Annotated in this window: 23 protein-coding genes and 1 tRNA gene; 16 read left to right on the top strand and 8 right to left on the bottom strand. The window is 36.3% G+C overall.

Annotation, left to right across the window (positions count from 1 at the left end):
* Positions 1-25: 25 nt before the first annotated feature.
* Complete coding sequence (locus O5633_RS07500; RefSeq protein WP_269609011.1) at positions 26-295, top strand: hypothetical protein; 270 nt, start codon at positions 26-28, stop codon at positions 293-295.
* A gap of 21 nt (positions 296-316) precedes the next feature.
* Here O5633_RS07500 and O5633_RS07495 read toward each other — a convergent pair whose 3' ends face one another.
* The gene (locus tag O5633_RS07495; RefSeq protein ID WP_269609010.1) at positions 317-961 is read right to left on the bottom strand and encodes a ribonuclease D; all 645 of its coding nucleotides are present in this window, start codon (positions 959-961) and stop codon (positions 317-319) included.
* 185 nt (positions 962-1,146) lie between these two features.
* Here O5633_RS07495 and O5633_RS07490 point away from each other — a divergent pair, with 185 nt between their 5' ends.
* Both O5633_RS07490 and O5633_RS07485 read left to right on the top strand, forming a co-directional pair.
* Positions 1,147-1,704, top strand: a complete 558-nt coding sequence (locus O5633_RS07490) for a cofactor assembly of complex C subunit B (RefSeq protein WP_269609009.1) — start codon at positions 1,147-1,149, stop codon at positions 1,702-1,704.
* A gap of 12 nt (positions 1,705-1,716) precedes the next feature.
* Positions 1,717-2,469 (top strand): N-acetylmuramoyl-L-alanine amidase, encoded by a 753-nt coding sequence (locus O5633_RS07485; RefSeq protein ID WP_269609008.1) that lies wholly within the window; start codon positions 1,717-1,719, stop codon positions 2,467-2,469.
* An 11-nt stretch (positions 2,470-2,480) separates the two neighbouring features.
* Here the strand turns inward: O5633_RS07485 and hemF are convergent, their stop codons facing one another.
* Positions 2,481-3,527, bottom strand: a complete 1,047-nt coding sequence (gene hemF / locus O5633_RS07480; protein WP_269609007.1) for an oxygen-dependent coproporphyrinogen oxidase — start codon at positions 3,525-3,527, stop codon at positions 2,481-2,483.
* Between the two features lie 180 nt (positions 3,528-3,707).
* Here hemF and O5633_RS07475 point away from each other — a divergent pair, with 180 nt between their 5' ends.
* The 8 genes from O5633_RS07475 to O5633_RS07440 all read left to right on the top strand — a co-directional run bounded on the left by O5633_RS07475 (position 3,708) and on the right by O5633_RS07440 (position 14,573).
* A complete protein-coding gene (locus O5633_RS07475; protein WP_269609006.1) occupies positions 3,708-4,793 on the top strand; it encodes an Mrp/NBP35 family ATP-binding protein in 1,086 nt (361 codons plus the stop codon).
* A 9-nt stretch (positions 4,794-4,802) separates the two neighbouring features.
* Positions 4,803-6,074, top strand: coding sequence for a rod shape-determining protein RodA (gene rodA, locus O5633_RS07470; protein WP_269609005.1), 1,272 nt, complete (start codon positions 4,803-4,805; stop codon positions 6,072-6,074).
* A gap of 435 nt (positions 6,075-6,509) precedes the next feature.
* The gene (locus O5633_RS07465) at positions 6,510-7,859 is read left to right on the top strand and encodes a sensor histidine kinase (RefSeq protein ID WP_269609004.1); all 1,350 of its coding nucleotides are present in this window, start codon (positions 6,510-6,512) and stop codon (positions 7,857-7,859) included.
* 96 nt (positions 7,860-7,955) lie between these two features.
* Positions 7,956-8,381, top strand: a complete 426-nt coding sequence (psaD, locus tag O5633_RS07460; protein ID WP_269609003.1) for a photosystem I reaction center subunit II — start codon at positions 7,956-7,958, stop codon at positions 8,379-8,381.
* A gap of 61 nt (positions 8,382-8,442) precedes the next feature.
* On the top strand, positions 8,443-9,963 hold the full coding sequence (locus O5633_RS07455) for an anthranilate synthase component I family protein (protein ID WP_269609002.1): 1,521 nt from the start codon (positions 8,443-8,445) through the stop codon (positions 9,961-9,963).
* Positions 9,960-11,099, top strand: coding sequence for a glutamate--cysteine ligase (gene gshA / locus O5633_RS07450; protein ID WP_269609000.1), 1,140 nt, complete (start codon positions 9,960-9,962; stop codon positions 11,097-11,099). The genes O5633_RS07455 and gshA overlap by 4 nt, the downstream gene beginning before the upstream one ends.
* A 29-nt stretch (positions 11,100-11,128) precedes the next feature.
* Positions 11,129-14,119: a phosphoenolpyruvate carboxylase gene (ppc, locus tag O5633_RS07445; RefSeq protein ID WP_420063636.1), complete on the top strand. Its 2,991-nt coding sequence runs from the start codon at positions 11,129-11,131 to the stop codon at positions 14,117-14,119.
* A 1-nt stretch (position 14,120) separates the two neighbouring features.
* Complete coding sequence (locus O5633_RS07440; RefSeq protein WP_269608997.1) at positions 14,121-14,573, top strand: N-acetyltransferase; 453 nt, start codon at positions 14,121-14,123, stop codon at positions 14,571-14,573.
* A gap of 14 nt (positions 14,574-14,587) precedes the next feature.
* Here O5633_RS07440 and O5633_RS07435 read toward each other — a convergent pair.
* A tRNA-Arg gene (locus O5633_RS07435) sits at positions 14,588-14,661 on the bottom strand.
* Positions 14,662-14,740: 79 nt separating this feature from the next.
* Between O5633_RS07435 and recF the strand changes: the two genes are divergently transcribed.
* Both recF and speD read left to right on the top strand, forming a co-directional pair.
* Complete coding sequence (gene recF, locus O5633_RS07430) at positions 14,741-15,841, top strand: DNA replication/repair protein RecF (RefSeq protein WP_269611331.1); 1,101 nt, start codon at positions 14,741-14,743, stop codon at positions 15,839-15,841.
* 41 nt (positions 15,842-15,882) lie between these two features.
* Positions 15,883-16,350, top strand: coding sequence for an adenosylmethionine decarboxylase (speD, locus tag O5633_RS07425; protein ID WP_269608996.1), 468 nt, complete (start codon positions 15,883-15,885; stop codon positions 16,348-16,350).
* A gap of 54 nt (positions 16,351-16,404) precedes the next feature.
* On the opposite strand, the gene larE is transcribed toward speD, so the two are convergent.
* Positions 16,405-17,247 (bottom strand): ATP-dependent sacrificial sulfur transferase LarE, encoded by an 843-nt coding sequence (larE, locus tag O5633_RS07420; RefSeq protein ID WP_269608995.1) that lies wholly within the window; start codon positions 17,245-17,247, stop codon positions 16,405-16,407.
* Between the two features lie 133 nt (positions 17,248-17,380).
* On the opposite strand from larE, the gene O5633_RS07415 reads away from it, so the two are divergent.
* Complete coding sequence (locus tag O5633_RS07415; RefSeq protein ID WP_269608994.1) at positions 17,381-18,532, top strand: cob(I)yrinic acid a,c-diamide adenosyltransferase; 1,152 nt, start codon at positions 17,381-17,383, stop codon at positions 18,530-18,532.
* 2 nt (positions 18,533-18,534) lie between these two features.
* Here the strand turns inward: O5633_RS07415 and moeB are convergent, their stop codons facing one another.
* On the bottom strand, positions 18,535-19,683 hold the full coding sequence (moeB, locus tag O5633_RS07410) for a molybdopterin-synthase adenylyltransferase MoeB (protein ID WP_269608993.1): 1,149 nt from the start codon (positions 19,681-19,683) through the stop codon (positions 18,535-18,537).
* A gap of 23 nt (positions 19,684-19,706) precedes the next feature.
* On the bottom strand, positions 19,707-20,219 hold the full coding sequence (locus O5633_RS07405; protein ID WP_269608992.1) for a M67 family metallopeptidase: 513 nt from the start codon (positions 20,217-20,219) through the stop codon (positions 19,707-19,709).
* 122 nt (positions 20,220-20,341) lie between these two features.
* Here O5633_RS07405 and O5633_RS07400 point away from each other — a divergent pair, with 122 nt between their 5' ends.
* A complete protein-coding gene (locus O5633_RS07400; protein WP_011295483.1) occupies positions 20,342-20,704 on the top strand; it encodes a CAAD domain-containing protein in 363 nt (120 codons plus the stop codon).
* A gap of 37 nt (positions 20,705-20,741) precedes the next feature.
* Here the strand turns inward: O5633_RS07400 and O5633_RS07395 are convergent, their stop codons facing one another.
* Positions 20,742-21,629 (bottom strand): fructosamine kinase family protein, encoded by an 888-nt coding sequence (locus tag O5633_RS07395; protein ID WP_269608991.1) that lies wholly within the window; start codon positions 21,627-21,629, stop codon positions 20,742-20,744.
* A 28-nt stretch (positions 21,630-21,657) separates the two neighbouring features.
* Here O5633_RS07395 and crtD point away from each other — a divergent pair, with 28 nt between their 5' ends.
* Complete coding sequence (gene crtD / locus O5633_RS07390) at positions 21,658-23,175, top strand: C-3',4' desaturase CrtD (protein ID WP_269608990.1); 1,518 nt, start codon at positions 21,658-21,660, stop codon at positions 23,173-23,175.
* Here the strand turns inward: crtD and O5633_RS07385 are convergent.
* Complete coding sequence (locus O5633_RS07385) at positions 23,168-24,043, bottom strand: prephenate/arogenate dehydrogenase (RefSeq protein WP_269608989.1); 876 nt, start codon at positions 24,041-24,043, stop codon at positions 23,168-23,170. The two genes, crtD and O5633_RS07385, sit on opposite strands and share 8 nt — an antisense overlap.
* Positions 24,044-24,071: the final 28 nt, after the last annotated feature.

Raw genomic sequence — 24,071 nt, 5'->3', positions numbered from 1 at the left:
AGACTTTCTATTCAAGCTTCTGCATATGCCACTTATTGAAGATCATCATTATCTTAAAATTTGTGCTCAGCTAGCATCTTCTTTAAGTATAAGTATCGCAGCCGCTCGACGAAAAGTAGAGGTTGCTGCAGCTAAAGAAGGGAAAAAAGATTTGCAATCAAGAAAAGAAATTGCTCAAAAGATTCTTGAGCAAAGTTTAAATGAGGATAAACAGCAAGGTCTATCGACAACTGAATCATTTGATAAATTATTAAAGGCTCTAAAAGAAGAGGAGAATTTTATGCTTGAGGATTAATAGATCTTTAGATTAAAAAAATTAATGATCAAAAATATTTGTAAATCTTCTTCTATCAAGCTCGGACAAAATTGGTACGCATTGGAAACATTTTTTGGCTAATTCCCATCTTTCTTCACGTTTCAACATCTCTTCCAGTTTGTGTTTTGCTCCTAGTAAATATCTAACATCATTAGCCGCATAGATAAGTTGTTTTTGAGTTAAATCACCAACTTTTCCCCAGTCACTACTTTGAGCTTGTTTGTCTAACTCCACTCCAACAGTTTCCATAACTACTTCTTTCAATCCATGCCTTGGACTGTAAGTTCTACCTATTTTGCTTGCTATTTTTGTACAAAAAATTGGATTAACTTCAATATTTAGATTACTTGCTAAGGCAGCTACATCAAATCTTGCAAAATGAAAGACTTTTTCAATTGTTTTTCTCTCAAGAATAGATTTTAAGTGAGGTGCTGAATGTTGATTTCGTTCTATACGAATACAAATAACATTATCAAATGCATCACATATTTGTATTAAACATAGCCTGTCTCTGCCATGAATTAATCCCATGGCTTCAGTATCAACCGCTAAAGCTATAGATGAACTTAAAGCAATTTCAGTTTCATTATCTATGTCTTTATCAAAGATCTTGAAAGTCGAAGGTTCATCAAGTTTTTTTGGCATAACAAATTTAATGAGAATTTAATTCATCAGTAATTTCTGTATGATGCAATTGTAATACCTGAATGATGAAAAATATTTAGTAAATTCAACGATTTTATCTTTTCAAATATTTTTTAATTTATTTAGCTCACTTTTGTAGCTATGTCATACAGAACAATTAAAATAAAAGAGGTCGTATTTTTGAGATGCAATCTGCATTCTCCTCAACTTTATTTCTCACTATCCTATTGGCGATAGGTTTGGGGTTTTTTCTGCGAGCAGCGAGTAAGGACCGCACAACAGTTGTAGATGTTCAGTCTCCTTTGCCTCCTCTGGAGGTTTTGAAAGGTATTAGTTTTTGGTTAGAAGAACGTGGTTGGAAAAGAAATGGAGGTAATGTTGAAGAGAAATTGTTGATCTTTAATGGCAATGTTGCTTCTAGTACTTTTTTGGTTATCTTTTTATCTTGCCTCGGAGGAGTGGGCTCAGCCTGTTTGGGTCTGGTTCTGATTCAGCTTTATCCTTCTTTGAGTTGGTGGCCTTTACTACTGGCTGCAATTGGTGCACCTCTGGCCGGAATCATTTATCGTATTAAATCTAAACGAGAGGAATCATTAGAAGTTAAGCTATTAAGTTCAGATTTATCTGACATCAGTATTTTACGAATCAAAGCTCATCGTGATGAGCTAATAGCAATTCAGTTGGAATTATCTGAAAGTCTTGAGCTTAGTAGTGAAAACTCTCTACTTTCTTCTCCTATTTAATTAGTATTTGCAGTGATAAATAAAGTATTAAATAGTTTAAAATTAATAGTATTTTTAATTACTTTTTATTCTGTTTCTCAACTTTATTACACTAGGAATTTTAGTTTCACTGAAGACTTTGAACTAATCATAGGCGAAGTTTCAAGTCTTCCTGCAAACTGGGTTGGGAGTAGAAATGTAGATAAAAATATCCCTATTTTAATATTAGCTGGCCATGCAGATTCTCAGGGATTTGCTGGGGCTGGCACACCTGGTGAAGCTGTTGATAAGTTTGGTTTGAATCCAATGCATCCTGGAATTAGTGATGAACTTTTTTGGAATTTAAAACTACAAGAATCAATTGTTAAACTGGGCAAAAAGAAAGGTTTAAATATTAGATCTTATGACCCAGGGATAAGAAATATAGATGATGCTAATGATCCAAGAACGAATTGGTCAGTAGGTAGGAGATTCGCCAAACGTGGTGGCTATGTGATTGAGATTCATTTTGATGCATATGGCCAGTATGGAGTGGGTTCAGGCTTGATACCTCCTTTTTCTGAGACGCCAAACAAAATAGACGAGTCAATCGCAAGAACATTTGGACGGTTTCCTGTTTTATTTAGAGGAGGTTTAGGTGCTCCAAGGAGGCAAATAAGGATTCTTGAAATTGGGAAATTAGAGGGTTTGTTAGAAAAAAATCTCAGAAATTTCAAAACCAGGAAAAAAACAATAGAGCTCATTTCAAATGAAATAGTTCAGGCTTTTTTAAATGGAATTATCTAGAAGTGCAGTATTTAATCCAATGCTTGATAAGGTAAACACCTCTCTTCCAGAGATTTATCTGTAAACCAATCTTGAGGCTTAGTAAATAAATCTGTTAAAAGCGCCTCTCGTGAATCTTCTTCTGGTTTGTATCCATACTCCCATCGTGCCAAGGGCGGTAATGACATCAATATTGACTCCGTTCTTCCATTCGTTTGTAATCCAAAAATGGTGCCTCTATCCCATACCAAATTGAACTCAGCATATCTACCGCGCCTATAAAGTTGAAAGTCTCTTTCTTTTGTTGAAAAGGTTTGATCTTTGCGCTTTTTTATTATTGGCTCATAGGAGGGCAGAAATGCCTGCCCGCATGCTTTGGCAAGTGAAAAAAGATTTTCCCAATTCAAAGAATAGTTCCCTAGCTCTTTTGAGATGTTAGAGGCCTTCCCATTGGCATTTTGTCCTTTATAGAGCAAGCCGGATCCATCTTGATAGTCATAAAAAATACCTCCAACTCCTCTTGTCTCATTTCGATGTTTTAGAAAGAAATATTCGTCACACCAAGGTTTGAAAACCTTATGAAGATCTTTATTGATTGTGTCACATGCAGCTTTATGGCATGAGTGAAAGTGACGCGTGTCAGATAGATATGGATAGAAAGGGGTTAAATCAGCCCCTCCCCCAAACCACCAAACAGGACCTGCTTCGAAATATCTGTAGTTAAGATGAACAGTTGGTATGTAGGGACTTTTGGGGTGAAGAACCATTGAGGTTCCAGTCGCAAACCAAGAGTGACCTTTTGCTTCTGGTCTTTGGCTAATGATAGAGGGTGGAAGTTCATTGCCATGTACTTCAGAAAAATTCACCCCTCCCTGTTCAAAGATTTTTCCATTTTTCAATACTCTTGAGCGTCCACCACCACCCTCTGGTCTCTCCCAAGATTCTTCTAGGAATTTGCCTTCTCCATCGATAGTCTCCAAGCCACTACAAATTTCATCTTGAAGACCTAAAACAAGCTTTTTGGCTCGATCTCTTGAGTTTTTGGCCGGTAAATTGGCTTGATATTGTAAGGAGGACAAAATTAACTGTATTTTGCTTTCTCTAAAAAAATACTTTCAAATGATGCAAATTTCACACCAATATTGGAAAAGTTTGTATTGCAAATATTTTTTACTTATTACTAAAGGCAATATCATTGGATAGTGATGTGGAAAATCTGTCGATTTTTTTACTATCATCGAATGTAATAGAAATTAAGAATGAAAACCAACGAGAAGGTTTTAAAAGCGTTTAATTCAGTCAAAGATGTCGGAAGTAAACGATCTATTGTTGAACTTGGATGGCTGGAAATAGTTTCAGTAAAGCCCCCTAAAATTGTTGTAAGACTGTCTCTCCCTAATTTTGCGTTAGCTCAAAGAAGTCAAATAGCAAATGATATTAGGGAAAGCATTAAGTCATTGGAAGATATAGAAGATGTACAAATTGAGATAGGTGATTCATCTTCATCTGAGGAGTCTCCTATTGGTCAAGCAGGTCATGGTGGTCAATCTCAGGGATTAACTCCAATACCAAAAGTGAAAAATGTTATTGCTATAAGTAGCGGTAAAGGTGGTGTCGGTAAAAGTACTGTTGCCGTGAATTTAGCTTGTGCCCTTAGTCAAAAGGGTTTCAAGGTTGGTTTGCTTGATGCTGATATCTATGGACCAAATACGCCCTATATGCTCGGTGTTAGCGAAATAACTCCTGAAGTGAGTGGTACGGGTGCAGAACAAAAGATTATTCCAATTGAAACATGTGGGATCGGGATGGTTTCAATGGGATTATTAATTGATCAAAATCAGCCAGTAATTTGGCGTGGCCCAATGCTTAATGGAATCATTCGACAATTTTTATATCAAGCTTCTTGGGGTGAGCGTGATTTTTTAATAGTAGATCTTCCACCAGGAACCGGAGATGCTCAACTTTCTTTGGCTCAAGCAGTTCCTATGGCAGGTGTGATAATAGTCACAACTCCACAAAATGTATCGCTTCAAGACTCAAGAAGGGGTTTGGCCATGTTTAAACAACTGAATATTCCTGTACTCGGAGTGATCGAAAATATGACTTATTTTATTCCTCCAGATCAACCACAAAAGTCATATGAGATTTTTGGCTCAGGAGGAGGTAATCAATTAGCTAAAGAGAATAATGTCCCTTTACTTTCTCAGATACCAATAGAGTCAGATACTTTTTCTGGTACAGGTAACGATCTACCGGTGGTTTATACATCTCGAGATTCCATAACAGCAAAAGTATTTTTAGAACTTGCTGGAACTTTATGTAATGCATTATCTGTTAAACAGTGATTTAAACTAATGATGGGTTTTGGTCGCAATAAAATACCTACTTTTAAAATAATTAGAAATAAAAAATTTTGGAAAGATGTAGATTTAATAATTTGGATCGTACCCCTTATTTTAGTACATTTATCTTGTTTCTTAATTGCAAGTACTCAAAGAAATCTTGGAATTACAGATTGGTATCAACATGCAATTATTGCCTATATAGGTTCTTTAATTGTTTATTTCTTAGCTCAATTTCCCTTGCAAAATTTACGAAAATATATTTTTCCAATATATATTATAGCTATTTTAACACTTTTATATGTAAATTTTAGTGGAACTTCTGCTCTAGGAGCACAAAGATGGTTCAGCTTTGCAGGTTTTTATATTCAACCATCTGAGTTTGCAAAAATAACTTTGATACTAGTTTTGGCGTCTATTTTAGATCGAAAAAGATTTTCTAAATTATCACACTTAATAAAACCCTTATTAGTGTCTTGTTTGCCTTGGCTTTTGGTCTTTATACAACCTGATCTTGGAACATCTCTTGTTTTTGGAGCAATACTTCTGGGGATGTTGTATTGGTCAGGGATGCCATATGAGTGGGCATTTATTATTTTGGCTACTTTAGTTACAGGATTACTAGCATATTTGTATCCAATTGGACTTTTCATTTGGATTCCAATAATTGGTTTTTTATCTTATAAATCTTTGCCAAATAGGAAAATATTAACATTATTAGTTATCATTTTTCATTCGTTAATAGCAAAACTAACGCCTTGGTTTTGGGAAACAGTTTTAAGAGATTATCAAAGAGATCGATTAATTATTTTTCTTGATCCCAGCCAAGATCCTTTAGGTGGTGGATATCACATGCTTCAAAGTAAAATAGGTATCGGTTCGGGAGGATTGATTGGCACAGGTTTAATGCAAGGTCAATTAACTAAATTAAAATTCATACCAGAACAACATACTGATTTTATTTTTAGTGCTCTTGGCGAAGAAACAGGTTTTTTGGGTAGTTTATTGGTCATATTTTTATTTTTTATTCTAATTTTTCGATTAATAAAAATAGCCCTTGAGGCGCGTACTGATTTTGAAGCGTTAGTAGTTATTGGAATAGCTTCAATGTTTATTTTTCAAATTATGGTCAATATATTTATGACTATTGGCCTAGGTCCAGTTACAGGAATCCCATTACCCTTTATGAGCTATGGAAGAACGGCATTATTAGTGAATTTTATAAGTTTGGGTTTTTGTTTGTCTGTCTCTAGACGTGGACAATCAATTAGAAAAAATCTTTGATTAAGGGTATTAATTTCGTTGTATTAGAGTTTGAGCCTTAGTGCTATTAATTCGCAAATAACATCTTGAGGTTGAGTTTGACTATCAATGTAAAGGAAGGAATCCTCACTTTCTTCTCAAGCACGGATTTAATTAAAATGTACTTTAATGTATTAACGTTTGATTAGCTCTTCTGATTCTCTCGAGTAAACAAATCTCCTGATTTTTAATTTGTTCAAACACAATTTCTTTGGCTTCTTCAATAGATTGATTGAGAAATTCTCAATTCAATTTCAGTAAATAATATCAGCTAAAGCACCTCACGAGCTAAACACTTCTTTTTATGCTTTTTCATCCATTAAAACCAAATCAAATAGATGGATTTAAAGGTTTCTGCAAGGTTGGGAGGGTTCTGTGAGTTCGTCTCTCGTAACCATTCAAGCTTTACAAAAAAGGATGGCTAAGGGGGTCCCCCATTCAACTTGTAGTGAATCTGCAGGAAGAAGAATGTGGTGGGCCGCTCTTGATATTCTTCAATCAGAAATATTGCTACCAATGAACCTTACTCGAGGTTTGTGGTTGTCTTCCCCTTTGCCTGCACTGTACGAACCGAAATTACTTAATAAATTTCGAGGATGGGTGTGGGCTCCAAAGGATTTGTTAAATCTTACCAATCCTTCTGTTGGGATATTGCCTCCTAGTCAATCAGTTTCGCCGGATTTTCATGATGATTCCTCAGGTTATGAGCGTTTGACTCTTCTAGAGGAAGATGGAAACGATCCATTGCTGATAGTTATTACTCCTGAAATTCAAATTGCTTTAGCTTTGGAAGGGGAATCTGAGGATAGAAAACTATTAATGCGGAGTGATCCTGAGACATTGAGTGATCTTTTGACGTTATTAGATAACAGATTAAACACAGAAAATGTTGAACAAGCAAATAATCTTAGAAACGCTCTTGGAGAAATGGGACAGCTTAAAACAAATGATGATTTGTCTAAGGTATTTTGGCCTTTATTATCACAAAGACTCGCAGATATCGCACCCAGTTTAAATATTCAGACTTTACCAGACAACATAATTAATGATCACAAATCAAGTGCAAAAAATAGTGAAATCTCCTTACTTGAAGCTTTAACGCACGAAATCAGAACTCCATTAGCAACCATAAGAACATTAATAAGATCTCTTCTTAGGAAGCAAGATTTGCCTAAAGTTGTTGAAAACCGTTTGAAGCAAATAGATATTGAATGTACAGAACAAATTGATCGTTTTGGTTTGATTTTTAATGCAGTGGAGTTAGAAAGAAGCAAGCCTGAACAAACTAATTTAGCTTTAACTGATTTAGGCAAAATGCTCACAATGCTTTCTCCCGTCTGGAGTAATCAGTTAGAGAGAAAAGGCTTGAAACTGATTCTTGATATAACTCCTGATTTGCCTAAAGTTTTGAGTGATTCTGAAGGACTTGAATTAATGTTGACCGGTCTTATTGATCGCAATAGTCGTGGATTACAAACGGGTGGAGAATTAACTTTGAAATTAAGGCCAGCAGGGCAGAGACTAAAGCTTCAAATTTTAACCCAGCTCACCTCAATACCTAACTATGGAGTATCAGAAAATGTTTCTAATGAAGAAATTGGGCCAGTACTCAGTTGGAATCCATCTACCGGTAATTTGCAGCTTAGTCAGGCCGCAACGCAAAGGCTTTTAAAAAGTCTTGGTGGCCGTCTTACTAATAGGCGAGATAGTGGAATGACGATATTTTTTCCTATTTCTGAATTAAAAGAACTTGATCTCCTGGATTAATGTTGACGCGTGTGAAGTTGACGAGAAATGAGTCAAAAGGCACAAAATAAAGTGCTAATTTAAAAATATAAAGAATAAGTTGGTTTAATTTAAAGCATGACTGAAGTATTACCTGGAGCACTTCCAAAACACATTGGTAGCACTGGTGGACTATTAAACTCGGCTGAAACCGAAGAGAAATATGCAATTACTTGGACAAGTAAAACGTCAGAGGTCTTTGAACTTCCAACGGGAGGAGCTGCAGAAATGCATGAGGGTGATAATCTTATGTACTTTGCTAGAAAAGAGCAGTGTTTTGCATTAAATACTCAATTGAGAGGATTTAAGCCAAGAATAGAAACAAGTAAAATTTATAGAATTTACCCTGGAGGAGATAGAGAATTACTTTTCCCTAAAGATGGTGTTTTCTCGGAGAAGCCAAATGAAGGGCGTCAAAAAGAAGGATATAATAATAGGCGTATTGGAGAAAATCCAAATCCAGCAAGCTTGAAATTTAGCGGAAAAAAAACTTACGATGCATGAGTGATTCAATTTTTACTTTTGCCCCCTTTAAATATATATATTGGGCTGCCATTATGCAGTCATGCTTAGTTTAGATAAGGAACAATTTCTTTTATCAGCTTCCAGAGGGGCAAACTATATTCCCTTGGCAAAAAGTTGGCCAGCAGATTTAGAAACCCCACTCACTACATGGCTTAAAGTTGGCAACGATAGTTCTCCAGGAGTATTGCTTGAATCAGTAGAAGGCGGAGAAACTCTTGGTAGGTGGAGTGTGGTGGCATCTGATCCTCTCTGGAAGGCGATAGTAAGAGGTAATGAATTGACTAGATGCTGGAGAAATGGAAAACAAGAAAAGTTCTATGGAAGTCCAATTCAAATACTCAGAAAAATGCTTGCTCCTTATTCATCTGTCTCTTTGCCAGGCTTGCCACAACTAGGACAACTGTTTGGTATGTGGGGGTATGAACTAATTCAATGGATTGAGCCCACAGTGCCTACCTATCAATTATCAGATAAAGACTTGCCAGATGGTATTTGGATGTTTATGGATAAAGTTTTAATTTTTGATCAAGTAAAACGTCTAATAACTGCTGTTGCATATGGAGATTTAAGTGATGGAGTGTCTCCTGAAAATGCTTATATAACTGCCTGTGGACAAATTAATGAACTTCAAGATTTGATGGCTGCTCCTTTAAAGCCTATAAAGTCTTTAAGGTGGAATGAAAAAGGCAATAGATCAATTGATATGACTTCTAATACATCAAGAAATGAATTTGAAGATAGTGTAAAATCCGCGAAAGAATTCATTAAGAAAGGTGATATTTTTCAGTTAGTTATTAGTCAAAAATTGGAGTCGACTGTTATACAAAAACCTTTTGAATTATATCGAAGCCTGCGGATGGTAAACCCCTCTCCATTCATGGCATTTTTTGACTTTGGAGATTGGCAACTTATTGGTTCTAGTCCAGAAGTAATGGTTAAGGCCCAGCAAACAGATAAGGGAATTCAAGCAAGTTTGAGACCAATCGCAGGTACACGTCCCAGGGGTCAAAATGATTTGGAAGATGCAATCCTACAGAAAGAACTTTTAAAAGACCCTAAAGAAAGAGCAGAGCATGTCATGTTAGTGGATTTAGGACGAAATGATTTAGGTCGAGTTTGCACTCCAGGTAGTGTTTCTGTAAAAGAATTAATGGTCATAGAAAAATATTCGCACGTAATGCACATAGTCAGTGAGGTAGAGGGAACTCTAGAAAAAAGAAAGGATATATGGGATTTATTAATTGCTTCTTTCCCTGCTGGAACTGTTAGTGGGGCTCCAAAGATAAGAGCTATGCAACTCATCAATAAATTAGAAAAACAACGTAGAGGCCCTTATTCTGGAGTATATGGCTCTATTGATTTAAATGGAGCACTGAATACAGCTATTACAATAAGAACAATGGTTGTAAGAAGGAATAATAAAAATGATTTTACTGTTCAGGTCCAAGCAGGGGCTGGGGTCGTTGCAGATTCCATACCTTCTAATGAGTATCAAGAAACTTTAAATAAAGCGAAAGGTATGTTTACTGCTTTAGCTTGCTTAGAAGCCCATGATTTATGACCGACTTTATGCTTTTAAAGGGGTTTGAAGTGGAGCTTTTTACTGGCACATTTGCCGGTAAAAATGTAGGTGTTGCAACTGCTATTACGGAAGATTTATCAGATTTTGTTAAAGAACCGGATCAAAGAAATCTTGAGTACATAACTGTTCCAGATCAAAGATATGCAGTTTTAAAACATGCACTTTTGCTGCCAAGACAAAAACTTAGAAAATGGCTTGATTATAAAAAATTGACAATTCTTCCAGGTAGTACTCTAAGTCTTGGAAATACAAAAATTTTTGAAAGGTCAGATTTAGAAAATTCATATCATTCCTTTATAGAAAAAAATTATGGAACAAATGTTGTAACAGCAAGTATTCATATTAATTTAGGTATTGAAAACTTGTCCTTACTTTTTTCTGCTCTTCGGTTGGTTAGATGTGAAGCCTCTTTATTTCTTGCATTAAGTGCTAGCTCTCCTTTTTTAGAAGGTACTGCAACGGGGGTCCATTCTCAAAGATGGGTTCAATTCCCTAAAACACCTCCCAATGTTCCTATGTTTTTGGATCACACACACTATGTGAAATGGGTTGAGGAGCAACTAGGTCAGGGCAAAATGCAAAATGAAAGACATTTATGGACATCAGTAAGGCCTAATGGCCCAGATAGGCCACATATTTTAAATCGATTAGAGTTAAGGATATGTGATTTGGTCGGTAGTGTTGATTTGCTTTTGGCCATAACTGCTTTACTAGAACTCAGAATTATTAATCTTCAAAACAATGTAAAAAAATATGATCCAATTGAAGCAAGCTCTAAAACGCAACAAGAATTGGCTCTAATGGCAGATGAAAATGATTTGATTGCAGCTAAATCTAGTCTTAATGCAAATTTATCTCATTGGAAAAATGGGAAACAAATCAATTGCCGTGATTGGATAAAAGAACTTCTATTAGATGTAACTCCTTTAGCTAAGGAGCTTAATATGTTTGAGTTACTTCAACCTATCGAATCTGTTTTAGTAAATGGAAATCAATCAATGATATGGCTTGATTCTTATTCTAAGGGTGTATCAATTCAGTCTTTGCTGCAGAACGGTATAAGTGAAATGGAACAAGAAGAGACAAATTTCCTTCAAATGAAATCAACCTACTAGTGACTAAGTCGGTAGAACTGCCTCATAATATGTTTATGTTGAAAAATCCTCCTAACGAAAATATCTCTAATCACTCGACAGTAAGTGTTGATGATCAAGATCCTGGATATTTATTGCAGCAAAGGCTTGAACTTGTTGAAGATCTTTGGAAAACAGTTCTCAAAAGTGAATGTCCTCCTGATCAAACAGAGAGACTATTGCGTTTAAAACAATTAAGTGACCCAAGTAATTCAAAGCAAGATAATTCCTCGCAAGCAATTGTCCAATTGATTACGGAAATGGACTTGGCGGAGGCGATATCTGCGGCTCGGGCTTTCTCTCTTTATTTTCAGCTTGTAAATATTCTTGAGCAACGTATAGAGGAAGATAGTTATTTAAACAGTATGAAAAAAGAGAATCTAGAGAACAGTAATTACAAAATAGATCCATTTGCTCCTGCATTAGCTAGTCAGACTGCGCCAGCAACTTTTAGACAATTATTTGAGCGATTACGTCGTTTGAATGTTCCTCCAGCACAGCTTGATGCTTTGATGAGAGAAATGGATATACGCCTTGTTTTTACAGCTCATCCAACTGAAATAGTTAGACATACTGTTCGCCACAAGCAACGAAGAGTAGCTACTCTTTTACAACAACTTCAATCTAATAACTCAATTTCCGAAGCTGAAAAGGAAATATTTAGGTTGCAATTAGAGGAGGAGATAAGACTTTGGTGGAGAACTGATGAGCTTCATCAATTTAAACCAACTGTTCTTGATGAGGTTGACTATGCGCTTCATTATTTTCAGCAGGTTTTGTTTGATGCCATGCCTCAATTAAGAAGGAGACTGACTACTGCCCTGGCTTCAAGTTATCCAGATGTAGAGATTCCTAATGAAGCTTTTTGTACATTTGGCTCTTGGGTAGGTTCAGATCGTGATGGGAACCCGTCAGTAACGCCTGAAATCACATGGAGAACAGCGTGTTATCAAAGACAATTAATGTTGGATCGGTATCTTGCAACAGTTCAAGAGCTAAGAGATCAACTGAGTATATCTATGCAATGGAGTCAAGTAAGTTCTCCTTTGCTAGAATCATTAGAGATGGATAGAGTTCGTTTCCCTGAGGTCTATGAGGAAAGGGCTGCTAGATATCGTCTGGAACCTTATCGATTGAAACTTAGCTATACATTAGAGAGGTTAAGGCTTACTCAACTACGTAATAAGCAGTTGGCTGATGCTGGATGGCAATTCTCTCCAGAAGGAAAGCCTTTAATATCTACAAATAATAGTTTTGATGAGTTTCTTCACTATAGATCTGTAGATGAATTTAAGAATGAATTAGAGCTTATCAGAAATAGTTTAGTTAGTACAGATCTCACATGTGAACCTCTAGATACTTTGTTGAATCAAGTTCATATCTTTGGCTTCTCTTTGGCCAGCTTAGATATTAGGCAAGAAAGTACACGACATAGTGATGCTTTGGATGAACTTACTCGTTATTTAGATTTACCTAAGTCATATGGAGAAATGGATGAGGAAAGCCGAGTTACATGGTTAATGAAGGAATTGCAAACTCGGAGACCACTAATTCCACCTGCGCTTGAGTGGTCTAAAAGTACTCAAGAAACTATCTCAGTTTTTCACATGCTTCATAGGCTTCAGAAAGAATTTGGTACTCGGATATGTCGCTCATATGTGATTTCAATGAGTCATACAGCATCTGATTTGTTAGAAGTTCTTCTTTTAGCTAAAGAGTCTGGGTTGATTGATCCAGCTTTAGGATCTGCTGATTTTCTCGTTGTTCCATTATTTGAAACGGTTGAGGATTTGCAACGTGCGCCTTCTGTAATGGAGTCCTTACTCCAGACAGATGTTTATCGTGAATTACTTCCAAGAGTAGGTGAGAAAATTCAACCACTTCAGGAACTCATGCTTGGATATTCTGATAGCAATAAGGATTCCGGTTTCCTTTCAAGTAATTGGGAAATTCATAAAGCCCAAATAGCACTCCAAGATCTTGCTAGTAGACAAGGAATAGCATTACGCATTTTCCATGGTAGAGGAGGGTCTGTAGGTAGAGGAGGAGGACCAGCCTATCAAGCGATTTTGGCTCAACCGAGTGGTACTATCCAGGGCCGAATTAAGATAACCGAGCAAGGGGAGGTCCTTGCATCAAAATATAGTCTTCCTGAATTAGCTCTTTATAATCTTGAAACTGTTACTACAGCTGTTCTTCAGAATAGCTTGGTTACAAATAAATTAGATGCTACGCCAAATTGGAATGAATTAATGACTAGACTTGCAGCTCGTTCAAGGGAGCACTACCGAGCTCTAGTACATGATAACCCCGAATTGGTTCAATTTTTTCAAGTAGTGACTCCAATAGAGGAAATCAGTAAGTTACAAATTTCTAGTCGCCCTGCTCGAAGAAAGAGTGGTGCAAAAGACTTATCAAGTCTTCGTGCTATCCCATGGGTCTTTGGTTGGACTCAGAGTCGTTTCCTCTTGCCAAGTTGGTTTGGGGTTGGGACGGCTTTGGCTACTGAACTTAAGACAGACCCCGACCAGATGGAGATGTTGCGAATGTTGAATCAGAGATGGCCATTTTTTAGAATGTTGATATCTAAAGTAGAGATGACTCTTTCAAAAGTTGATTTGGAGGTCGCCCATCACTATATGGTTAGTTTAGGTGGCGATGATAATCGAGATGCCTTTGCTCGTATTTTTGAGATTATTTCAAGTGAATATAGTTTGACCAAGAAACTAATTCTAGAAATTACTGACAAATCAAAATTATTAAGTGCAGACCCTGCTTTGCAATTGTCTGTAAACCTTAGAAATAGGACTATTGTCCCTTTAGGATTTTTACAAGTTGCTCTTCTGAAACGATTAAGAGATCAGAATCGTCAACCACCAATTAGTGAGGATTTGAGTGTTGACGCCTCTCAAAGTTCACGAACATATAGCCGTAGTGAATTATTGCGTGGAGCTTTGTTGACCATTAATGGTATTGCTGCAGGGATGAGGAACACAGGATGACATGCTTGGATTAAATTCATTAAATAAATCTCCTCAAATTCCTGAGGGCTTTGTCCTTCTTAGGAGTGAGTTTGTTTCTGTACGAAAAATAAATAGGCTACTATCAAGATGTAATCAAGATACTCATCAACCAAGGAAGTTGGAATTAGCCTTGAAAAGTAGTGATTTTTATTTAACTCTCCTTCAAAAGACTTCTGAGAACCTTGTAGGTTTTGTTCGTGTGACTAGTGATAAAGGTTTAAATGCAAATCTGTGGGATTTGGTGGCCGAGCCCGGTGATCAACAAGATAAATACATGTCTATTGTAGTTTTTAAAGCAATTGAAATCATTAGACGTGAGTTGCCAGGCTGTAGCATTTCTGTTGCTGCTCCAAATATTTCACTTAAAGCTTTAAACGCAAATGGATTTTTATTAGATCCCAATGGGATCAAAACAATGGGATTTAGATTTTGAAAAATTAATTTTTACGAGCATGGAGGGACTCGAACCCCCGACTCTCAGAACCGGAATCTGATGCTCTATCCAACTGAGCTACATGCCCAATAAAGGGTTGTTATTAAAAAAGGCCAAATACTGAGACCTTATTAAAATTAGCTTACATACAAATCCCATAAAGAAACATCCAACTTCACCAGTTAGAACTTAATTATTTTCGAAATTATCAACGTTTTCAGGTTGAGTTTACTGAAAATCGTTTGATAGTAATAGGGCCAAATGGAATTGGGAAATCTAATCTACTTGAATCTGTAGAGCTCTTATCTAGTTTACGTTCTCATCGATCAAACCGAAATCAGGATTTGATTTATTGGGATCAAGATAAAGCTTGTTTAACTGCGACGATTGAAGATGATCAAAAACTTTCTTTAGAAATAAATAGAAAAGGTGGCAGAAAAGCCTACAAAAATGAAAAACTTTTAACTCGTCAAATTGATTTGATTGGGCCTATGAGAAGTGTAGGGTTTAGCGCACTTGATCTAGAATTAATTCGGGGGGAACCATCTCTAAGAAGAAATTGGCTGGATAGAATCGTTCAACAACTCGAGCCTATATATTCTGATTTAATGGGAAGGTTTTCTAGATTGCTTAGACAAAGAAGTCAGCTATGGCGTAACTTAAATCTTGAATCGAACAAGGATCAAAATATTTTATTAGATTCTTTTGATATGCAGATGGCCTTGGTGAGTACAAGAATTCATCGAAGAAGGAGGCGTATATTAAATCGTCTACTTCCTATTGCTGCAAGTTGGCAACAACATTTAAGCAACAGTAAGGAAAAACTAAATATTCTATATTTGCCTGGTAGCAAACTCGAGGGTGAAGAAAGTGAAAGACTTTGGAGGGAGAGTATTGAACGTCAACTTTTAGAAATTAGATCTGAGGAAGAGATAACGGGTAATTGTCGAGTAGGTCCTCATCGTGATGATGTTCAGTTTTTATTAAATGGAGTGGATGCTAGACGTTTTGGTTCTGCTGGACAACAGAGAACTATTGTTTTGGCCTTGAAATTGGCGGAATTAGAGTTAATCAAATCTTTGTATGGTAAATCTCCAATATTGCTTTTAGATGATGTTTTGGCTGAACTGGATCCTAAACGACAATTATTGCTTTTAGATGCTGTCGGTCAAAAACATCAATGTTTAATAAGTGCAACACATCTGGAATCATTTGAAGGTGAATGGGTAAGAAACTCGCAATTAATGCAATTAGATTCCTTTTGTTGAAACTATTGGTCGGTTATTGTGGGAATGCTTTTTAAATAGATATGGAACCTTTTTTTACAGAATTACATCCAAATCCTGGATGGCATGGCTCTTGCAAGTCGAATGACATAGAAACCTTACATACAAATTCTCGTGAGAATATTGGCAGGCACTGCATACTTGAACTTTATCAATGTGATCATGCGAAGCTTAATGATGAAGCTTTTATAAGGACAACTATCACATCATCAGCTAAAATTTCCGGTGCAACGCTTATAAATTTGGTAACACATGGTTTTAAGCCTCAGGGAGTTACGGGGTTAGCTTTATTGGCTGAATCTCATATCTCAATACATACTTGGCCAGAGATTGGTTATGCCGCTATAGATGTATTCACGTGTGGAGATCATACGATGCCTGAAAAAGCTTGCAAGTTACTTTTTAAAGAGTTTTTGGCTAAGAACTTCTCATTTAAAAATATCGCAAGAGAAATACCTTCAGAAATTCAAAATTTGCATCGCCAGCCTTGATCAAAATTAATGGTGAAAGTAAATCAACAACCCTTTCATTATCAGAGTTTATTTTTAAGTAGTTTTTATGTCTCTGGTGAGTTTTCCACTAACCAACCCCTCTAGATCGAGACTTATTGAATGAAAGCCTAAATATAAAAAATATTTAACTAATTTACTCCTTTCAATAAGCTGAATAAATTTATCTATTTCATTTGCGGGTAATTCGATTCTGGCTGATAGGCCTTGACTTCTGACACGAACTCGAGAAAAACCTTGATTAATAATCCATTCTTCTGCTAAGGCAATTTGCTCAAGCCTTTTCGAACTTATTTCCTCTCCAAAGGGAATCCGAGAGGCTAAACATGGTTGAGCAGGTTTATCCCACCAAGGTAAACCCAATGATTTAGAAATCGAACGAATTGATTTTTTATCTATTTTCAGTTCGGCAAGAGGTGATATCACTCCTGCGTGATTGGATGCTTTAATTCCTGGTCGAAAGTCGTGAAGATCGTCATAATTAACTCCATCGAGCACCTGAGCATTATTGAATCTTTTTGAAATTTGATTTAAATGCTTATGCAATTCTTGTTTACAAGCAAAGCATCTATTTTCAGGATTCTTAAAGTAATTTGGCTCATTGATTTCATTCGTTTGGCATTCTTCATGACGAATGCCAATCCAATTTGCTTGAAGACGTGCTTGCTTAAGTAAGTATGGAGCCAACGAAGGAGAGATGCCAGTTACGGCAAAGGCCTTTGAACCTAGTTGTTCTTGCGCTATTGTTGCTATTAAAGAACTATCAACACCACCAGAGAATGCAACACAAGCATTATTTATGTCTTTAATAAATTCTCTTAACAACCTTAATTGCTTCAGCTCTGATTCGGTTAAAGATTCAAGTTGACTAAAAAACACTTTTTTAATTGATCATTAATTTGATGAAATTGAAATTTCTACATTCTTTCATCTTTGTATGTATTTCGCACATACTATGACGTCTAATGAAGAAGAAGTTAAGTTGCATGCATAAGAAGCAGAATTTTCGATCGTGGTATCAAACGGAATAGGAATTACTACAGCATCGGAAAGCCAGGAACGTAGTCACGGACAATTACATGTTTATGACGGCGAGGGGAAAGGGAAGAGCCAGGCGGCTTTGGGGGTGGTTTTGAGAACTATAGGCCTTGGCATATGTGAGAAAAGACAAACAAGAGTATTACTTCTGAGATTCTTGAAAGGGCCTGGTCGCTCGTATGACGAAGATGCAGCGATAGACGCTTTACAACAAGGATTCCCTCACCTGATTGATCAAGTTAGAACTGGCAGGGGTGAATTTTTTAACTCCGACCAATCTACAAAATTTGATTATCAAGAAGCTCAAAGAGGATGGGACATAGCAAAGGGTGCCATTGCTAGTGCTTTATATTCAGTTGTTGTTCTAGATGAATTGAATCCTGTTCTAGATTTAGGATTATTACCTGTTGAAGAAGTTGTTAAGACTCTAACTTCAAGACCAAATGGTATGGAAGTTATCGTTACGGGAAGAGCTGCACCAAACCCTCTGATTAAAGTTGCGGAACTTCATTCAGAGATGAAAGCTCATAGACGCCCTGAAATTAATAACGATGAAATTATTTTTGAGAACAATATTGGTGGGATTGAAATATATACCGGAGAAGGAAAAGGCAAATCTACCAGCGCTTTGGGTAAAGCTTTACAAGCTATTGGAAGAGGGATTAGCCAGGATAAAAGTCATCGTGTATTGATTTTGCAATGGCTTAAGGGTGGTAGTGGTTACACAGAAGATGCCGCTATTGCAGCTCTTCGAGAAAGCTACCCTCATCTAGTTGACCATCTTCGATCTGGTAGAGATGCGATTGTTTGGAGGGGCCAGCAAAAGCCCATTGATTATATAGAAGCTGAAAGAGCCTGGGAAATTGCAAGGGCAGCTATATCCAGTGGTCTTTATAAGACTGTGATTTTGGATGAGTTAAATCCAACAGTTGATTTGGAACTCCTACCAGTCGAGCCAATTGTTCAAACATTGCTACGCAAACCATCAGAGACAGAAGTGATTATCACAGGAAGATGTAAACATCAACCCATATATTTTGATTTAGCAAGTGTTCATTCTGAGATGGTGTGTCACAAACACTATGCAGAAAAAGGAGTTGATTTGAAAAGGGGAGTTGATTATTAACTCTAATTAATTGTTGCTTTATTCCATGCTTCAATACCTCCTTCGATATTAATACCTCTTATTCCAAATTTGTTTAAATGCTTTAATGCACGTAATGATCTTTTTCCACTTTTACAAAATACATAAAGATTTTTTTTTGCGGTAAGGATTTTTATTTCATTAATGGCTTCCCCACTTTCAATAGTGCTAAGAGGGATAAGCTTTGAACCTTTAATTGAACATTGATTGTATTCATTTTGATCGCGAACATCTATTAAGAGTATTTCTTTTGATGATTGGCTAAGGAGTATTTTTAATTCCTTAGTTGAAATACCTTGTATATCACAAGCCACCTCATTTTTAACCGTGACCTCTGAACAGAAACTTTGATAATCTATTAGTTTATTTATATTTCTATTTTCTTTCTTTGATTTCAATGTTAGCTCTTTAAATCTCATCTGTAATGCATTAAAAATTAGGAGCCTACCGTTAAGTGGATAACCAATATTTGTTATTATCTTGATAGCTTCTGCTGCTTGAATTGTACCAATAATTCCTGGAAGAATTCCCATTACGCCTGCTTGAGAGCATGATGGAATTAATTCTTGTGGAGGAGGTGTTGGGATAAGGTCTCGATAGTTAGGGCTATCTTTTTTCAGATTAAATACACTTACTTGACCTTCAAATCTTGCAATTGAACCATATATATTAGGTTTTTTAAGTATTAGACAAGCATCATTAATTAAGTATCGCGTTGGGAAATTGTCTGAACAATCACATATCACATCATAACTCCTAAGTATTTCCAAAGCATTACTACTTGTTAGCTTTTGATTGAATAAGTCAACTCGGCAAGAAGGATTTATTTTAAGTATTTGTTGCTTGGCAGAATCTGTTTTTAATAGACCTATTGAATTTGTTGTATGAATGATTTGCCTTTGTAAGTTTGAGTATTCAACGACATCAAAATCAACTATTCCGATACGCCCAATTCCAGCTGCTGCAAGATAAATTAAAAGTGGAGATCCTAGTCCTCCTGTTCCAATGCAAGCAACTGAGCCTGTCTTTAATTTCTCTTGGCCTTTAATACCTATTTCAGGAAGACTTATGTGTCTTGCATACCTAGCAATTTCTTCAGAACTTAAATTTGTTTCATTCTGGCTTTGCTCCATTAATCAAACCTTTCCTGATTGATTTACGTTAAAGAAAAAATTTCAATTTTCACGCTCTGAAAGTTTAATTTATTTTTGACCCACCATGCTTTTAAATCTCCATCTTTATTTGAGATAACCATAAGACCAGGCGATTGGTGTAAGAATAGATCCATTTTCGAAGGTTTGTTTTCACCCGTAGGATGAGAGTGAGCACAGCATAAAACTTCTAGATCATTTTTTCTTGCCCATTTTTGAGATGCAATTTGATCTTTAGTGTCTATTTCGAACCGATTTTTTTTGGACAATTGCATATCTTTTTGATTAGAAAATCCTCTTATTTTTTGATCAATTAATTTCGATTCTTGTTCTCCCCAAATATTTCGACAATTCCAGATGTGAGTTATCTCCCAAATATGTTTTTTGTGATCTTTAGCTGAGCTGTTGGTTTTGCCAATTAATATACAGCAGCCTTCCTCTGGCTCTGCTGCCTTTAAAAATCTAGAGAGAACATAATTCGTTTCGTTATGGAATTCTATATATTTTGGGATTTTCATGAAAAAAATGATTTGATTCGGCATCCTCTCTATTTTGGTTCGGACTTATCTCTATTCAGCCTATGGCATTTATTAAATTAATTCGATACGCTCAGTCCATATTTGCTTAGTAGCTTGTGTTCATGTCTGATGTAAATCCTGATTCTAAAGATGAATCAAAGGCAGGGAAAACAGAAGGTGTTAATTTTTCAGAACGTTACAGTGACGTAATGGGAAAAGTTAATGAATCTTTGAGCAAAATTGATTGGACTCAAATGGGTAAGTATGGCAAGGCGGCAGGGATCATTGCCGTTGTTGTTTTAGCTCAAGTACTAATCAAGGTTGTTATTGATACAGTTAATTTTTTCCCAATTCTTCCTGGTTTGCTGGAACTTCTTGGAATTGTTGTTTTAGGCCAATGGAGTTGGCAAAACTTAACAACAAGTGAAAAAAGAACAGCTGTATTTGACAAAGTTCAAAATCTCAAAAAAGAGTACTTAGGATAAACTAAATAAGAGAGAGACCATCAGATCTGAGGTTTCGTTACGCACGAGATCTCAGATTTTCTAGCGTTTGTAGTGAATTTTCTTTATAGGATCCACCAAATATATTTGCGTGATTAAGCAAATGGTAAAGATTATAAATATCAGTCCTATCTTTTGAAAATTTATCTAGTGGCCAAATCTCTTCGTATCCTTGATAAAATTCTTTATTAAAACCACCAAATAATTTAGTCATTGAGATATCAACTTCTCTGTCAGCCCAATAACTCGCAGGGTCATAAAGACTTCCTAAACCATTTTTAGTACTTCCACAATTACCGGACCATAGATCACCATGAACTATTGAGATCCTTGGGTGATGATTATTTAGATATGAGCTTAAATATATTAAAACATCCTCATAATCATCAACTCTAACCCCCCATGCTTTTGCTTGTATAAGTTGTGGTTTAAGACGATAATTTACAAAGAATTCTCCCCAGTTACTGTCCCACCCTCTTATTTGGTTGTTAGAACCTATAAAACCTTCTTCTTCCCATCCGAAATTTTTTTGACTGCATTCACTGGATGATTTATGCAGGAGTGCTAAGCCTTTACCAAGGAGATTTTGTTGGGATTGTTTGAGATCTATCCATTCTAAAAAAAGTATAGATATATTTTGATAACTTATGAGATCAAGTGTTTTAGGAACGCAGATATACGATTTATTGGCAAATTTTGTGAGAACAGAAAGACACTCACGTTCGAACTTAAACATATTAATATTGTCAATATGATTTGATTTGGCAAAAACTCTCTTGCCATTTTGGAAAAGAATGCACCAAGCTTTATGGATACAACCTCCGCCTACCGGAATTATTTTTTCTATTAATGAGTTGTTGCTTATTTTATTTGAACTTAAAAGAGCCTTTTGGATTAATTCCTCCATTCACTGTATTCTCGCTTAATAATTTTTGATGTCTGAAGAATCTATCATTGTTGTTGGGGGAGGGATAGCTGGCTTAACAGGTGCTGCTCTCCTCTCTAAAGAGGGTTATCAGGTAACTTTGATCGAATCACATAGTCAATTAGGTGGTTGTGCAGGAACTTTTAAAAGAGGTTCTTATACTTTTGATGTAGGCGCTACCCAAGTTGCAGGCCTTGAGAGTGGAGGAATCCATCATCGTTTATTTAATTATTTAGATATTCCGTTACCTGATGCAAAAATTTTAGATCCTGGATGTTCAGTTGTTTTAGGTGATGGAAGTAGGCCAATTAATCTTTGGCATGATCCATGGAGATGGCAGAAAGAAAGACAAGAACAGTTTCCCGGGAGTGAGATCTTCTGGTCATTATGTTCTAAAATTCACGAAAGTAACTGGGGCTTTGTCGAAAGAGATCCGATACTTCCGGTAAGAAATTTTTGGGATTTAAGTCAATTAATTAGAGCCATACGTCCTTCAAATCTTTTAACAGGTTTTTTGAGTAAGTTGACTATTGCAGACTTGCTTACTATAACTGGTTGTCATAAAGATAGACGTCTACGTAGTTTTCTAGACCTTCAATTAAAACTTTATTCTCAAGAGCCAGCAAGTAGAACGGCAGCTTTATACGGTGCAACTGTTCTTCAAATGGCCCAATCCCCAAGAGGCCTATGGCATCTTCATGGATCAATGCAAATTCTTAGCGATTTGTTGAAAGATAGTTTCTTGAGAGATGGTGGAAGCCTTTTGATTGGGCATAGAGTGACCAAAATAGTAAGTAAAAAAAATTCAAATATTTTTGATGTTAATGTAATTGATAGTAGAAAGAATTTGATACAGCTGAAAGCATCAGATATTGTTTTTAGCTTGCCTCCTCAATCTCTTTTAGATTTAATTCCTATTGATGGAGGTTTACCCACAACATATCGTGAAAGTATAAAAAAACTACCCAAGCCCAGTGGTGCCCTTGTATTTTACGGGGCTCTCCCTCGTTCTGACTTGCCAGTTGATTGTCCAGGGCATATTCAAATATTCGATGAGATTTTTGGCTCTTTATTTATTTCAATAAGTATGGAAGATGATCAGCGTGCACCAGCTGGCATGGCTACTTTAATTGCAAGTGTATTTGTTGATATTGATCAATGGTCTAATCTAGATAGTCAATCCTATGCAAGGAAAAAAAATATTTTCGCAAAAAAGATTAGAACTATTTTAAATAAAAAGTTTGATTTGCTCGAGACGAGTTGGGATCATCAAGAACTTTCAACCCCAAGAAGCTTTGAAAGGTGGACAGGACGCCCTCGTGGAATAGTCGGAGGGCTCGGTCAACATCCAGATCAATTTGGCCCTTTTGGCTTGTCAAGTAGAACCCCTCTTAGAGGCTTTTGGCTTTGTGGGGATTCGATTTATCCCGGTGAAGGTACAGCTGGCGTAAGCCAATCAGCCATGATGGTTGTTAGACAACTAATGGAATCTAAAGGTAGACATTTGAATATTCCTGTCTTTAATTAGGAGGTTTCAAAATCAAATTCTGTCTTTCTTCCTTTGTATGAACTAGCATTTTTTTGAGTTCATCCCAGTTCTCTTCAAGTAAATATTTTTCAAATAGATCTAGAGAATATCTATAAGATGCTAAATGTCTCTGTATATTTTTCTTGTTAAATTTTGCCATAGAGACTCCTAGCTCTGGGTTGCCACCTCCGACCCTAGAGGTGTCAGCAAACCCACTGGATGCAATACTTTTTGCAAGTGAATATAAGGAAGGCTTTACATCTGTACTGAGTGTATTGATCAATGCTGCGCTAATTAGAACTGGTAAATGTGAAATCAAGCCAACAGCTTCATCATGTATTTGAGCTTCAGAGCTTATCCATTGACTCCCAAGTGATAAAGAAATTTGGCGAACTATTTCGAGGGCTTTTTGATCAGTTTCTTTATTTGGAGTAACGACCCATGGCTTATTTTTAAATAAATCATGTTGACCTGCGTTAACACCAGATTCTTCAGTTCCTGTCATTGGATGACTGGCCACAAAACGCGGATGTAGCTTGTTCCAAGTATTTAAAATAGGGACTTTTACAGATCCAACATCAGTAACAACAGCATTCCTAGGAATGGCATTGATTAAAACGGATGAAGGATTTAGGAGTTGTTTAAGTGGTAAAGCAATATAAATAAGAGAACAATCTTTCAATACACTTGGATCAGTACTAACGATTTGGGCTAGTTTTCTTTCTCTAGCTTTGTGTGCAGTTTTTTCTCGATGAGTAATCCCATAAACTGTATATCCAAGCTTTTGGAGATCTAAGCCTAAGGAGCCTCCAATTAGACCTAATCCAACAATTCCAATATTTTTAGAGGGTTTTGTTTTAAGCTCCATAAATAGTATTGTTCTATATCTTTATTGA

It is taken from the genome of Prochlorococcus marinus str. MIT 1013 (assembly GCF_027359395.1).
Taxonomy (GTDB): Bacteria; Cyanobacteriota; Cyanobacteriia; order PCC-6307; family Cyanobiaceae; genus Prochlorococcus_B; species Prochlorococcus_B marinus_E.
This window is presented reverse-complemented; position numbering and strand designations above follow the sequence as displayed.